The sequence below is a fragment of the Pseudomonas siliginis genome (assembly GCF_024072275.1).
Lineage (GTDB): Bacteria > Pseudomonadota > Gammaproteobacteria > Pseudomonadales > Pseudomonadaceae > Aquipseudomonas > Aquipseudomonas siliginis.
The window spans coordinates 5,913,051-5,926,647 of sequence record NZ_CP099598.1; the positions used below are offsets into that span (position 1 = coordinate 5,913,051).

The window sequence follows — 13,597 nt, forward strand, 5'->3', positions numbered from 1 at the left end:
TCCTCACAGGCCTGCGTGGGCGGCGATGGCGGCGGCGATGGCCAGGGCCAGCTCTTCGGGTTTGCGCTTGATCGAGTAGTTGGTCAGTTCCGGGTGGCTTTCAACGAAGCTGGTGTTGAACTGGCCGCTACGGAATTCCGGGTTGCGCAGGATTTCCTGGTAGTACGCGGCGGTGGTCTTCACGCCCTGCAGACGCATGTCGTCGAGGGCGCGCAGGCCACGGTCCATCGCCTCTTCCCAGGTCAGCGCCCAGACCACCAGTTTCAGGCACATCGAGTCGTAGAACGGCGGAATGGTGTAGCCGGTGTAGATCGCCGTGTCGGTGCGCACGCCCGGGCCGCCGGGGGCGTAGTAACGGGTAATTTTGCCGAAGCTCGGCAGGAAGTTGTTCTTCGGATCCTCGGCGTTGATACGGAACTGCAATGCAAAGCCACGGTGCTGAATGTCTTCCTGCTTCACCGATAGCGGCAGGCCGGAAGCGATGCGAATCTGTTCGCGGACGATGTCGATGCCGGTGATTTCTTCGGTGATGGTGTGTTCCACCTGCACCCGCGTGTTCATTTCCATGAAGTACACCTCGCCCTCGGCGAGCAGGAACTCCACGGTGCCGGCGTTCTCGTAGCCCACAGCCTTGGCTGCACGTACCGACAGGTCGCCGATGTAGGCGCGCTGTTCCGGGGTCAGCTGCGGGCTCGGCGCGATCTCGATCAGCTTCTGGTTGCGGCGCTGGATCGAGCAGTCACGCTCGAACAGGTGCACGACATTGCCGAAGCTGTCGCCAAGGATCTGCGCTTCAATGTGCTTGGGATTGACGATGCATTTTTCCAGGAACACTTCCGCCGAACCGAACGCCTTGGTGGCTTCGGAGATGACCCGGGGGAAGTTCTGTTCGAGTTCTTCGCGGCTGTTGCAGCGACGGATACCGCGCCCGCCACCACCGGAGGTGGCCTTGAGCATTACCGGATAACCGATACGGTCGCCTTCGACCAAGGCTTCTTCGATGCCGGAGACGTTGCCTTCGGTACCGGGCGTTACCGGTACGCCGGCCTTGATCATGCTGCGGCGCGCTTCGGTCTTGTCGCCCATGCGCCGGATGACCTCCGCCGACGGGCCGATGAATTTGATGCCGCGCTCGGCGCAGATTTCCGCCAGCTCGGCGTTTTCCGAAAGGAAGCCGTAGCCGGGGTGCAGCGCATCGCAGCCGGTTTCCACCGCCAGGTTCACCAGCTTGCGCGGGTTCAGATAGCCGGCCAGTGGCTCGGCACCCACGCTGTGGGCCTCGTCCGCACGCTTCACATGCAAGGCATGGCGATCGGCGTCGGAGAAAATCGCAACCGAGCGAATGCCCATTTCGGCGCAGGCTCGTACGATGCGTACGGCAATCTCACCACGGTTGGCGATCAGGATCTTTTTTATCACTTGGAGGTTCCCTTGAGCCGGTGGCACCACGACCTGCTAGACCCAGGTCGACGCGTGACCAAATGTTTCAATTCAGTCGCAGGTCCACACTAGCGCTGCTGAGGGATTAACAAAAATGAATAAAAATTGGGTCAGGCATAAGCAAACACTTATAGTTGAAGCAACTGACCGCTGACCGAGCCTGAAAAAAATGCGTAAGTCATTGATGCGTATGACATTGCGTCAATTGCAGATCTTCAATGAGGTGTGTGATTTACGCTCGTACAGCCGCGCCGCCGAGGAAATGTCCCTCACACAACCGGCCGTGAGCCTACAGATTCGTCAGCTGGAAGAGCTGATTGGCCAGCCGCTGTTCGACTATGTCGGCAAAAAACTCTACATGACCGAGGCGGCGGAAGCGCTTCAGCGCGCCAGCCGCGACATTTTCGGGCGCCTGGAAAACCTCGACATGCAACTGTCGGACATGCAGGGTTCACTGCAGGGTCAGCTGAAACTGGCGGTGGAATCGAGCGCCAAATATTTCGTGCCGCATCTGTTTGCTGCATTCAAGCGCCAGCATCCGGAAGTCAATTTGCAGCTGACCGTGGTCAACCGTGGCCAGGTCATCCGCCGCCTCTCGGACAACCGTGATGATCTGGTGATCATGTCGATGGTGCCGCAGGACATGGGCCTGGAATTCCTGCCGTTTCTCAATAATCCGATTGTCGCCGTGGCGCGCCCGGATCATCCGCTGGCACACATGGGCCCGTTGCGCTTGCAGGATCTGGAGCCTTACACGCTGCTGATACGCGAGCCGGGCTCGGGCACGCGTCTGGCCTGCGAGGAATACTTCAAGGAAAAACGCGTGCACTTCACTCAGACCCAGGAAGTGGCGTCCGCCGAAGCTCAGCGCGAATGCGTGTTGGCGGGTCTGGGCCTGGCGCTGCTGACGCGCCACGCCCTGAACCTGGAGCTGGCGACCGGCGGCCTGGTCGAGCTGCCGGTCGAAGAGTTGCCGCTGATGCGCAGCTGGTGCCTGGTGCAAGCCAAAGCCAAACGGCTGTCACCGGTGGCGCACGCCTTCCTGGCGTTCATCCGCAGCGAGCGGGCGCAGATTATTGCGCTGGTTGAGCGTTTCGACGGGAAGCGGCGGGCGCTGCCTGCCAGTGCGTGATCTCGGGAAAATCGCCGATCTCGGCCTGAAGCTGGCGAAGTTCGAAGCGATCCTCGATTGCGCGGCGAAATTCCATGCGGCGCTGATCTTCCTGCTGACGACGGGTTTTCGCGGCGCTGTTGCGTTCTTCGTAGGGCTGAGCCATTTCGAGTCTCCCAAGGCGAGTACGGGAGTTTCACGATAGACGTGGGGGATGACGGTTTGGCTGCGCGGGGATGACAATGTGATGAAATGTGCGCAGGGATGTGCTGTTGTTGAGGACGCTTTCGCGAGCAGGCTCGCTCCCACATTTGATCCCGTTATGACCCAGAATTTATGTTCTCAGGAGATCCACTGTGGGAGCGAGCCTGCTCGCGAACAAGGTCGGAACGACCTTGCTCAGTCATCCAGGGCTTTCACGGCTTTTGGAGACAAACGCAAACTGCGCAAGCTGCGCTTGACGCTCTTGAGGTGATTGACCAGGCTCGGCCCGCGCGCCATGGCCACGCCCATCGCCAGCACGTCGATCACCACCAGATGGGCGATTCGCGAGGTAAGCGGCGTGTAGATCTCGGTGTCTTCGTGCACATCGATCGCCAGATTGACGGTCGACAGTTCGGCCAACGGCGTCTGGCTCGGGCACAGAGTGATCAGCGATGCCCCGCTCTCGCGAACGAGGTTAGCGGTGATCAGCAGATCCTTGGAGCGCCCCGACTGGGAAATACAGATCGCCACATCGGTCGGTTTCAAGGTAACGGCTGACATGGCCTGCATGTGCGGGTCGGAGTACGCCGCCGCGGTCAGCAGCAAACGGAAAAACTTGTGCTGTGCATCCGCGGCCACCGCTCCGGAAGCACCGAAGCCATAGAACTCGACACGCTGCGCTTGGGACATCAGCGTCACCGCGCGCTGCAACTCCACCGGGTCGAGCTTCTCGCGTACTTCCATCAGGGTGTGCAGCGTGGTGTCGAAAATCTTCAGGCTGTAGTCGGCGACGGAGTCATCTTCGTGGATCGCGAACTGGCCGAAGCTGGCGCCGGCGGCCAGGCTCTGAGCCAGTTTCAGCTTGAGATCCTGAAAGCCGGAACAACCGATGGCGCGGCAGAAGCGCACGATGGTCGGCTCGCTGATACCGACGCTGTGAGCCAGGTCGGCCATGGAACTGTGCATCACTGCCGCAGGGTCAAGCAGCACGTGGTCGGCGACCTTGAGCTCCGACTTGCGTAACAGGTGACGTGACTGGGCGATGTGTTGCAGCAGATTCAAGGGGCTGGACTCTTCTTGTGGGCAAGGATGTAGCAAGCTTGTAGTTATACTACATGAATGGGCATTTTGCCTGCTCAATGCGTAACTCGATGTCCCGGCATCAGGCGCGCTGAGGTGCATGTAGCCCTTACTGCGGATTTGCCTGATCACGCAAGAGCCCGGCCAGACGGGCAGCGTCCACCGGCCGGCTGATCAGATAACCTTGCACTTCGTCGCAGCGTTCGGCGCGCAGAAATGCCAGCTGATCCTCACGCTCGACACCCTCGGCGACGACTTTGAGGGCCAGTCCGTGAGCCATGGCGATGATCGCGCGCGTGATCGCCGCGTCCGCACTGCCCTCGCTCAAGCCGCGAATGAACGCCTGATCAATCTTCACGTAATCCACCGGAATGCGCTTGAGGTAACTCAACGACGAATACCCGGTACCGAAATCATCGATCGCCAGTTTCACCCCCAGATCGCGCAGTTGCTGGAATGTGGCAATGATGTGTTCGACGCTGTCGAGCAAATGGCTCTCGGTCAGCTCCAGCTCGAGGTAGTGCGGCGCCAGCCCGGTTTCTTCCAGCACTTGCCGGACCAGACTGACCAGCTTGCCTTGGCGCAGTTGATGCACCGACAGGTTCACCGACACGCGGATCGGCGCCAGCCCCTGCCGTTGCCATTCGCAGGCTTGCCAGCACGCCTGACGCAAAACGAATTCGCCGATCGGCCCGATCAGACCGGTCTCTTCGGCCAGGCCAATGAAATCTGCCGGCGGCACCTGGCCCATGCTCGGATGATCCCAGCGCACCAGCGCTTCAGCGGCATTCATGCGGCCGGTTTGCAGGCACAGTTTGGGTTGGTAGAACACTGTCAGTTGCTGTTCTTCAATGGCTCGGCGCAAGTGGTTTTCCAGCTGCAAGCGTTCGAGTGTGCTGGCTTGCAGGCTGTCGGTGAAGAACTGGAAATTGTTGCCGCCCAGATGTTTGGCATGCTGCATGGCCATGTTCGACTGGCTGACCAGCGCGGAAATCTCCCGCGCGTTGTCCGGCAACAGGCTGATGCCCATCGAAGCGCTGACCACCAATTCATGCCCGTCGACGCTCAGCGGCAAACGCAGCTTGGCCGACAACCGCGTCGCCACCCGCGCCAGGCTCGACAGATTGCCGTAGGCATCGAATAGCACGGCAAATTCGTCACCGGACAAGCGCGCAATGGTGTCGGCCTCAGGCAAGGCATTGACCAGCCGCCGCGCCATTTTTTGCAGCAGCTGATCGGCGACTTCATGGCCGAGGCTGTCATTGAGCAATTTGAAGCGATCCAGATTGATGTGCAGCAATGCGAGACTGCGGCGCCCGCCCTGCCGCACCCGCTGATGGGCTTCGTGCAGGCGTTCGCGGAACAGTGAACGGTTGGCCAGGCCGGTGAGCTCATCGTAATGGGTCAGATAACGCAGGCGTTCTTCCGACGCACGCCGTGCCGAGAGATCGGCGAAGAAGCCGACAATATGGCTGACATTGCCCCGGCTGTCGCGCACCGCGTTGAGCTGCAGCCACTGCGGATACAATTCGCCGTTCTTGCGGGTTTCCACGAGTTCACCCTGCCAACTGCCGTGCTGCTCCAGTGCATGCCGGATCGCCACATAGTGGCGATGGGCATCGCGGCTGCAGGGCAACTCGACGACGTTGCGCCCGAGCATGTCGTCGATCTCGTAACCGGTGACCCGGCTGAACGCCTGGTTGATCGCAATCAGCGCGTAGTTCGGGTCGAGAATCACGATGCCTTCGCTGGCCGCTTCGAACACCGTGGCCGCCAGCCGCTGCTGCTCTTCGAGGCTTTTGCTGGCGCTGATATCGCGGCGAGTACCGACCATGCGGATCACCCGGCCGCTGGCGCTGCGCTCTACGGCGCGGCCACGGTCCTCGATCCACACCCAGTGGCCGTCGCCGTGGCGCAGGCGATACTCAACCTGATAATCCTCGGTGCGCCCCTTCAGATGCTCGACCAGGGCGAACTTGAGTGACGGCACATCCTCAGGGTGCAGTCGTGGCTTGAGGTCGCGCAGCAGCGCGGTGACGTATTCCGGGGCGAGGCCGAACAGTTCCTGAATCTGTGTGTGGTGGACTTCGTCGGTCTGCAGGTTCCAGTCCCACAATCCGAGCTCACTGGCCTTGAGCGCCAGCGCCAGGCGCGCTTCGCTTTTGCTCAGGGCCTGATTGGCGGCATCCAGTTCGCGGCTGCGCTGGGCCACGCGATCTTCCAGATCGACCTGCGCTTCACGCAATTGCGCCTCGGCACAGCGGCGCTGTTCGATCTCTTTGCCAAGCTCCTGATTGAGTTGTTCGCTGCGCGTCTGCGCTTGCTGCAAATGCTCGATCAGATGCTGATTCTGGAAGCGCCGAAGCAATCCACGGTCGATCAGCCGATTGACCTGCCATGCCACCACACTCAGCGAACCGAGCAGGATCAGACCCAGCCAGCCCCAGCCCCGCGCCTGATCGTCGCCGCCCCAGAACAGGTAGCCGATCGCTGGCAGCAGGCACGGCAAGGTAAACGAGAGGAACGCCGGCAGGCTCACCGCGTAGGCGACGCTGGCGGACAGCGTTGCCGCGCCGATCAGGCCGAACACCCAGGCTTGCTGCATGAAGTTGTCAGCGGGCACCAGAGCGATGCCGGCTCCGGCCAGCGTCAGGCCGGTCATGGTCGAACCGAGCAGGAACATGCGGAACCAGATTGGCCGGGCCTGACGATCGGGAATCGCCGAATCGAACGCGGCCACCTGAATCACCCGCAGCGCGACCAGCGACAGCAGCCACACCAGCCAGACGCTGACCACGAAGTAGCGCTGCGGGCTCCAGAGCAAAGCGGCGCAGACCAGACCATTGATCAACATGAACAGCGTGGGCAACAACGAGCCCTGATACAGCAGACGCGTGCGCTCCACCGCCATTTCGACGGCATAGTGCTTGCGGATCACCCGGGGGTCCACGGAGGGCCCCGACAGTTCGGCGCTGAGGATCATGGGCAACGTTCTTGTTCTTATAGGAGGGCGTGCGCCCGAAACGTGGACGGAGCATACACAAGCCGATCCCGATGCCAAACTGCTGCCGATCACAATTGCGGGGAAATTTTCCGCCGCTTGCGCACCGCTGCAACCCCTCAGGCGAGACGGGCCGAAGCCTGCAGCCAGTGACCGACCGGTCGTCATCGGCAGCACTTTCATCGGCTAATGCAACGCACGGTTTGCCCGGGCCTGCGGCGCACCCTAGAATGCCCCGATGCGCGATGATCTCTCCCTTCTGCTGAACTCCCTCAACGATGCCCAACGCCAGGCCGTAGCAGCCCCCGTTGGCCGTCAGTTGGTCCTGGCCGGCGCCGGTTCCGGTAAAACCCGAGTGCTGGTGCACCGTATCGCCTGGTTGATCCAGGTCGAAAACGCCTCACCTCACTCCATCCTGTCGGTGACCTTCACCAACAAGGCCGCTGCCGAGATGCGCCATCGCATCGAGCAGTTGCTGGGCATCAACCCGGCCGGCATGTGGGTCGGCACCTTCCACGGCCTCGCGCACCGCTTGCTGCGGGCGCACTGGCAGGAAGCGGGCCTGAGCCAGACCTTCCAGATTCTCGACAGCGATGACCAGCAGCGTCTGGTCAAGCGGGTGATCCGCGAGCTGGGCCTGGACGAGCAACGCTGGCCGGCGCGTCAGGCGCAGTGGTTCATCAACGGCCAGAAAGACGAAGGTCTGCGGCCGCAACACATTCAGGCCAGCGGCGACCTGTTCCTCGCCACCATGCGCGGCATCTACGAAGCCTACGAGGCGGCATGCCTGCGGGCTGGCGTGATCGATTTCTCCGAGCTGCTGCTGCGCGCCCTCGATCTGTGGCGCGATCACCCGGGCCTGCTGGCGCACTACCAAAAGCGCTTCCGGCATATTCTGGTCGACGAATTCCAGGACACCAACGCCGTGCAGTACGCCTGGTTGCGCCTGCTCGGCAAGGGCGGCGACAGCCTGATGGTGGTCGGCGACGACGACCAGTCGATTTACGGCTGGCGCGGGGCGAAGATCGAGAACATCCATCAGTACTCTTCGGACTTCCCGGACTCCGAGACGATTCGCCTGGAGCAGAACTACCGATCCACTGCCGGCATCCTTAAAGCCGCCAACGCTTTGATCGCCAACAACACCGGGCGTCTCGGTAAAGAGCTGTGGACCGACGGTGGCGATGGCGAAGCGATCAACCTGTACGCCGCGTTCAACGAGCATGACGAAGCGCGCTACGTGGTAGAAACCATCGAAAGCGCGCTGAAAACCGGTCTGGCCCGTAGCGATATCGCCATTCTGTACCGCTCCAACGCCCAGTCGCGGGTGCTCGAAGAAGCCCTGCTGCGCGAGCGCATCCCGTACCGCATCTATGGCGGTCAGCGCTTCTTCGAACGCGCGGAAATCAAGAACGCCATGGCCTACCTGCGCTTGCTCGAAGGTCGTGGCAACGACGCGGCGCTGGAGCGAGTGATCAACGTACCCGCGCGGGGCATCGGCGAGAAAACCGTCGAAGCGATCCGCGAGCATGCGCGGCACAGCGACGTATCGATGTGGGAAGCGATGCGCCAGCTGGTGGCCAACAAAGGCCTGACCGGCCGTGCAGCGAGCGCGCTCGGTGCATTTATCGAACTGATCGAGAACCTCGCCGCCAAGTGCGCCGAGATGCCGCTGCACCTGATGACGCAAACCGTCATCGAGCAATCCGGCCTGATCGCTTATCACGAAGCGGAAAAAGGCGAAAAAGGCCAGGCCCGGGTGGAAAACCTTGAGGAACTGGTCAGCGCCGCACGTAACTTCGAGAACACCGAAGAGGACGAAGAACTGACCCCACTGGCGGCGTTCCTCGGCCACGCTTCGCTGGAGGCCGGCGACACTCAGGCCGACGAGCACGAAGACAGCGTGCAGCTGATGACCCTGCACAGCGCCAAAGGCCTGGAATTCCCTTACGTGTTCCTCGTGGGCATGGAAGAAGGCCTGTTCCCGCACAAGATGAGCCTGGAAGAACCGGGGCGTCTCGAGGAAGAACGGCGTCTGGCTTACGTCGGTATCACCCGAGCCATGCAGAATCTGGTCATGACCTACGCCGAAACCCGGCGCCTGTACGGCAGCGAAACCTACAACAAGGTGTCGCGTTTCGTCCGCGAGGTGCCGAAAGGCCTGATCCAGGAAGTGCGCCTGTCCAATAGCGTCAGCCGACCGTTCGGCGGCAACCAGTCGATGAGCGGCAGCAGCCTGTTCAACGGCAGCGAGATTCCGGAAACCGGTTTTGTGCTCGGTCAGGCCGTACGTCACTCGATCTTCGGCGAAGGGGTGATCCTCAACTTCGAAGGTTCCGGCGCCCAGGCCCGGGTGCAGGTGAACTTCAGCGAAGGCAGCAAGTGGCTGATGCTCGGCTATGCCAAGCTGGAAGCGATCTAATCACCGGCACTGAACCCATGTGGGAGCGAGCCTGCTCGCGAAAGCGCTGTGTCATCAAGCAATCATTTGCCTGACACGACACCTTCGCGAGCAGGCTCGCTCCCACAGGTTATGCGACGCAAGTGCATCAATCCCTCTGAACCTATCGCCTTTTCCTACAGACAAAAGTACATCGGCTGATTGCCTCGCCAAGCTGAACGCAACCTGTCAGGCAAAAGCCCGAAACACTCTCTCGCTAGCCAGTAACACTTCAGCTGTGCAACATGGCGCGCGTGTCTCCACAAAACGGGAATACCCTTTATGAAACGTTTTCTTAGCATCGCCATGGCGTTGTGCATCGGCCTGACGATGAGCCTCGACGCCAACGCCAAGCGCTTTGGTGGTGGCAAAAGCGCCGGCGCTGCGCCGACGCACCAGACCAGCCAGATGGCTCCCTCTTCTCCAGGCGTGGGCGGCGCAGCAGCGACCGCTGGCGCTGCCGGTGCTGCTGGCGCCGCGGCCAAGGCCGGCGGTGCTTCGCGCTGGCTCGGCCCATTGGCGGGCATCGCCGCCGGTGGCCTGCTCGCGTCGATGTTCATGGGCGACGGATTCCAGGGCATGCAGATCTTCGACATCCTGATCATGGCCCTGATCGCGTTCGTGATCTTCCGCTTCATCGCCGCCCGTCGTCGCAAGCAGCAGGAGCAATTCGCTCCGGCCGGCGCGCCGATGCAGCGTGAAGTGTTCGAGCAGAAGCCTGCCGCCATGGGTTCGATCTTCGGTGGTTCGGCTGCTCCGGCTGCCGCCCGTCCAGTGATCAACGCACCGGCCTGGTTCAACGAACAGCGTTTCCTTGAAGCTGCGCGTAGCCACTTCCAGTCGCTGCAGCAACACTGGGACGCCAACGAAATGGACAAGATCGCCGAGTTCGTGACCCCGCAAATGCTTGAGTTCCTCAAGCGTGAGCGTGCGGATCTGGGCGATGGCTTCCAGTCGACCTACATCGACAACCTGCAGGTGCAACTGGACGGCGTCGACGATCGTGCCGACAAGACCATCGCCACCCTGACCTTCACCGGCGTGTCGAAAACCTCGCGTTTCGACCAGGGCGAAGTGTTCAGCGAAAGCTGGAACATGGAACGTCCGCAGGGCGACAACCAGCCTTGGCTGGTCGCCGGTATCCGCCAGAACGGCTGATCCCTGCTGCGCTTCACTTGCGGTAACAGAACCCCGGCCCCGGCCGGGGTTTTTCATTTCACGGTTGCATCTATGGCGAGCTACTGTATAAACCGGCCCATATAAACCGCGCCATTCAGCAAGAGGATCCCGGACGTGGAAGAAATCATCGAACAACTGCGCGAAGCCAACGAACCCGTGCCGGTTCCTTTGGAATTGCCTGACGAAGACCTGCTGGTGGAAATCGAAGAACAACTGTTCATCGACATTCCGTTCGTCTTCAAAGAATTTTTGCTGACCGTCAGCGATGTGGTCTATGGCAGCCTTGAGCCAGTGACCGTCACTGATCCGCAATCGCGCACCTATCTGCCGGACGTGGCGGCCAATGCATGGGACGCGGGTGTTGATCGCAGCTTGATCCCGATCTGTCAGGACGGCGATGACTACTACTGTGTCGAAGAAGACGGCACCGTGGTGCTGTGGCAGGCCGAAGAAGAACTGATTGCTGAAGAAACCTGGGAATCGGTGTGGCACTGGGCGCGGGACGTCTGGCTGGAAAGCTGAGCCGCCAAACGCCCCTGTGGGTCAATGCCCCGACGATTCCTTATGGTTGTCGAGGGTTTCCAGCAAGGCCACCTGCATCCGCGTATGCACGCGGATGAACCAGCGCCAGAGCAGCGCCGCAACGGCGGCCGCGACGACGGCGATCAGCACCAGCAGCTTGTTGGTCGGCAGGATACTGGCCGACAAGGCTGCCAACAGCAGGAAAATCACCAGCAGCGAGAGAATCGGGATCACTTCGGCGATCACCCGGCGCACTCGCTGTGTGTGACGCCCGGCCATCTCCGGCTTGACGCCCATTTCCGCCAGCAGCATCGACAGCGCCTTGAGCTTGCGATAAGCCGCAATCAGGAACGGTAGCGAGACCAGCAACGCCCCGCCCCAGATCAGTGCCTTCTGCCAGCTCGGATCGCTGATCCAGTCCTGCAGCCACAACGAGATGCGCTCGGCGAAGTATGCGCCGGCAAAGAAGATCGCAATCACCAGCGCCAGATTGACCCCGACCTGCAACAGGATCCGCCGGATCATCGACGCCAGTAGCGCGCCCTCACCTTGCGGCTGGATGCTGCGCAACCATTCGCCATACATGCCGAGTACACGCCCGAGACGCTTGGGCACGACTGCCGAGAGCTTGATCGACAACGGATCTGCCGCGCGAATCAGGTACGGCGTCAGCAGCGTGGTGATCACCGACACGGCTACAGCGACCGGGTAGAGGAAGTTGCTGGTCACCTGCAAGGTCATGCCCAGCGCGGCGATGATGAAGGAAAATTCGCCAATCTGTGACAGACCCATGCCGACTCGCAGCGAAGTCCGTCCGTCGTTGCCGGCGATAAACGCACCGAGGCCGCAGGACAACATCTTGCCCAGCACTACGGCCACGGTAATTACCGCAATCGGCCAGGCGTATTCGATGAGAATCAGCGGGTCGAGCATCAGCCCGATGGCGACGAAAAAGATTGCGCTGAACAGATCGCGAACCGGCTCGACCAGCCGTTCGATTTTCAGCAATTGCCGGGACTCGGCCATGATCGCGCCGATCAGGAAAGCGCCGAGAACCATGCTGTATTCGAGCTTGACCACCAGCAGACAGAAGCCGAAACACAGGCCGAGCACGGTGATCAGCAGCATCTCGTTGCTTTCGAATTTCGCCACATAAGCCAACAGACGCGGCACCAGCAGGATGCCGATGACCAGCGCGACGATCATGAACAGCGACAGCTTGCCGACCGTGGAGAACACTTCGCCCGAGCTCACCGTGCCGCTGACGGCGATGCTCGACAGCAGCGCAATGATGCCGATGCCAAGGATGTCCTCGACAATGAGCACACCGAAGATCAACTGCGCGAAGCGCTCGTTCTTCATCTTCAGGTCATTCAGCGCTTTGACGATGATCGTGGTGGAGGAGATCGCCAGAATCGCGCCGAGGAACAACGAATCCATGGTGTTCCAGTCGAACCAGCGGCCGATTTCGTAGCCGATCCAGATCATCAGGATGATTTCGAGAAACGCGGCAATGAACGCCGTGGCGCCGACCTTGAACAGCTTGCGCAGGCTGAACTCCAGGCCAAGGCAGAACATCAGGAAGATCACCCCGAGTTCGGCCAGGGTCTTGATGGTTTCTTCGTCGTGAATCAGGCCGAACGGCGGCGTATGCGGGCCGATGATGAAGCCGGCGACGATGTAGCCGAGCACCACCGGTTGTTTGAAACGATGAAACAGTACGGTTACCACGCCCGCGACCAGCATGATCACTGCCAGATCCTGAATGAAACTGATGGCATGCATGGCGTGGGCTCCTTGATGACGAGGCGCGCGGACAGACGTCAGACGTTCTGCGCGAGCAGGGTAAAAATCCGCTTTTAATGTAGGAATTGCCCTTGGGCAGGGCTTTTGCAGGTTAACACCGCGACTTCGCTCTGGAAGCCGGTGCAATATATGGAAACAGATCGCTACCGGCGTGACGGCGGCCCGCCGCGCGGCGTCCCGATAACGGTGCTTTTTGAAAAGCCACCAGGTGCCCGCAGAGGCGCTTCCTGCTATCAGCCTTGATCCGTGAGAACGTTATGGAACCCGGAAACGCCCAGCTGTCGATGACGGTACTGATGACCCCCGACATGGCCAACTTCTCTGGCAATGTCCACGGCGGCACCCTGCTCAAATACCTCGACGAAGTGGCTTACGCCTGCGCCAGCCGTTATGCCGGGCGCTACGTGGTGACCCTGTCGGTGGATCAGGTGATTTTCCGCGAGCCGATTCATGTCGGCGAACTGGTGACGTTCCTGGCCTCGGTCAACTACACCGGCAACACGTCGATGGAAGTTGGCATTAAAGTGGTCACCGAAAACATCCGCGAACGCTCGGTGCGCCACACCAACAGCTGCTTCTTCACCATGGTCGCGGTGGATGATCAGCGCAAACCGGCCGCCGTGCCGCCGTTGCAACCGCAGAACAGCGAAGACAAACGCCGCTTCATGCAGGCGCAGCAGCGCCGGCAGATTCGTCAGGAACTGGAGAAGCGTTATCAGGAGATCAAGGGCGACGCCTGAGACCAAAAAGCAAAAGATCGCAGCCTTCGGCAGCTCCTACATTTTGGAATGCAAACCCATGTAGGAGCTGCCGA

The 13,597-nt window shown here is 60.9% G+C and carries 10 protein-coding genes; 5 read left to right on the forward strand and 5 right to left on the reverse strand.

What is annotated here, in order from left to right; genetic code table 11:
* Window positions 1-3 precede the first annotated feature (3 nt).
* Window positions 4-1,419: an acetyl-CoA carboxylase biotin carboxylase subunit gene (locus tag NF676_RS27200; protein ID WP_024014853.1), complete on the reverse strand. Its 1,416-nt coding sequence runs from the start codon at window positions 1,417-1,419 to the stop codon at window positions 4-6.
* 190 nt (window positions 1,420-1,609) lie between these two features.
* Between NF676_RS27200 and NF676_RS27205 the strand changes: the two genes are divergently transcribed.
* Complete coding sequence (locus tag NF676_RS27205) at window positions 1,610-2,572, forward strand: LysR family transcriptional regulator (RefSeq protein ID WP_095181203.1); 963 nt, start codon at window positions 1,610-1,612, stop codon at window positions 2,570-2,572.
* Here NF676_RS27205 and NF676_RS27210 read toward each other — a convergent pair.
* From NF676_RS27210 to NF676_RS27220, 3 genes are all read right to left on the reverse strand, one after another.
* Window positions 2,514-2,717, reverse strand: a complete 204-nt coding sequence (locus NF676_RS27210) for a PA3496 family putative envelope integrity protein (RefSeq protein ID WP_080902479.1) — start codon at window positions 2,715-2,717, stop codon at window positions 2,514-2,516. The genes NF676_RS27205 and NF676_RS27210 overlap by 59 nt on opposite strands.
* A gap of 233 nt (window positions 2,718-2,950) precedes the next feature.
* Window positions 2,951-3,817, reverse strand: a complete 867-nt coding sequence (hexR, locus tag NF676_RS27215; RefSeq protein ID WP_007962240.1) for a transcriptional regulator HexR — start codon at window positions 3,815-3,817, stop codon at window positions 2,951-2,953.
* A 127-nt stretch (window positions 3,818-3,944) separates the two neighbouring features.
* On the reverse strand, window positions 3,945-6,818 hold the full coding sequence (locus tag NF676_RS27220) for a GGDEF domain-containing phosphodiesterase (RefSeq protein WP_150743149.1): 2,874 nt from the start codon (window positions 6,816-6,818) through the stop codon (window positions 3,945-3,947).
* A gap of 256 nt (window positions 6,819-7,074) precedes the next feature.
* Here NF676_RS27220 and uvrD point away from each other — a divergent pair, with 256 nt between their 5' ends.
* The 3 genes from uvrD to NF676_RS27235 all read left to right on the forward strand — a co-directional run bounded on the left by uvrD (window position 7,075) and on the right by NF676_RS27235 (window position 10,977).
* Complete coding sequence (gene uvrD / locus NF676_RS27225) at window positions 7,075-9,258, forward strand: DNA helicase II (protein WP_095181201.1); 2,184 nt, start codon at window positions 7,075-7,077, stop codon at window positions 9,256-9,258.
* Between the two features lie 300 nt (window positions 9,259-9,558).
* The gene (locus NF676_RS27230) at window positions 9,559-10,434 is read left to right on the forward strand and encodes a Tim44 domain-containing protein (RefSeq protein ID WP_122506273.1); all 876 of its coding nucleotides are present in this window, start codon (window positions 9,559-9,561) and stop codon (window positions 10,432-10,434) included.
* A 135-nt stretch (window positions 10,435-10,569) separates the two neighbouring features.
* A complete protein-coding gene (locus NF676_RS27235) occupies window positions 10,570-10,977 on the forward strand; it encodes an SMI1/KNR4 family protein (protein ID WP_056790981.1) in 408 nt (135 codons plus the stop codon).
* Between the two features lie 21 nt (window positions 10,978-10,998).
* Here the strand turns inward: NF676_RS27235 and NF676_RS27240 are convergent, their stop codons facing one another.
* Window positions 10,999-12,762: a cation:proton antiporter gene (locus tag NF676_RS27240; RefSeq protein ID WP_041476574.1), complete on the reverse strand. Its 1,764-nt coding sequence runs from the start codon at window positions 12,760-12,762 to the stop codon at window positions 10,999-11,001.
* 278 nt (window positions 12,763-13,040) lie between these two features.
* Here NF676_RS27240 and NF676_RS27245 point away from each other — a divergent pair, with 278 nt between their 5' ends.
* Complete coding sequence (locus tag NF676_RS27245) at window positions 13,041-13,523, forward strand: acyl-CoA thioesterase (protein ID WP_016772447.1); 483 nt, start codon at window positions 13,041-13,043, stop codon at window positions 13,521-13,523.
* The last annotated feature ends 74 nt before the right edge of the window (window positions 13,524-13,597 follow it).

Bases quoted from the DNA above. Each gene is read 5' to 3' on its own strand.
- NF676_RS27205 (WP_095181203.1), top strand. From the start codon at position 1,610: ATGCGTAAGTCATTGATGCGTATGACATTGCGTCAATTGCAGATCTTC.
- NF676_RS27210 (WP_080902479.1), bottom strand. From the start codon at position 2,717: ATGGCTCAGCCCTACGAAGAACGCAACAGCGCCGCGAAAACCCGTCGT.
- NF676_RS27220 (WP_150743149.1), bottom strand. From the start codon at position 6,818: ATGATCCTCAGCGCCGAACTGTCGGGGCCCTCCGTGGACCCCCGGGTG.
- uvrD (WP_095181201.1), top strand. From the start codon at position 7,075: ATGCGCGATGATCTCTCCCTTCTGCTGAACTCCCTCAACGATGCCCAA.
- NF676_RS27230 (WP_122506273.1), top strand. From the start codon at position 9,559: ATGAAACGTTTTCTTAGCATCGCCATGGCGTTGTGCATCGGCCTGACG.
- NF676_RS27240 (WP_041476574.1), bottom strand. From the start codon at position 12,762: ATGCATGCCATCAGTTTCATTCAGGATCTGGCAGTGATCATGCTGGTC.
- NF676_RS27245 (WP_016772447.1), top strand. From the start codon at position 13,041: ATGGAACCCGGAAACGCCCAGCTGTCGATGACGGTACTGATGACCCCC.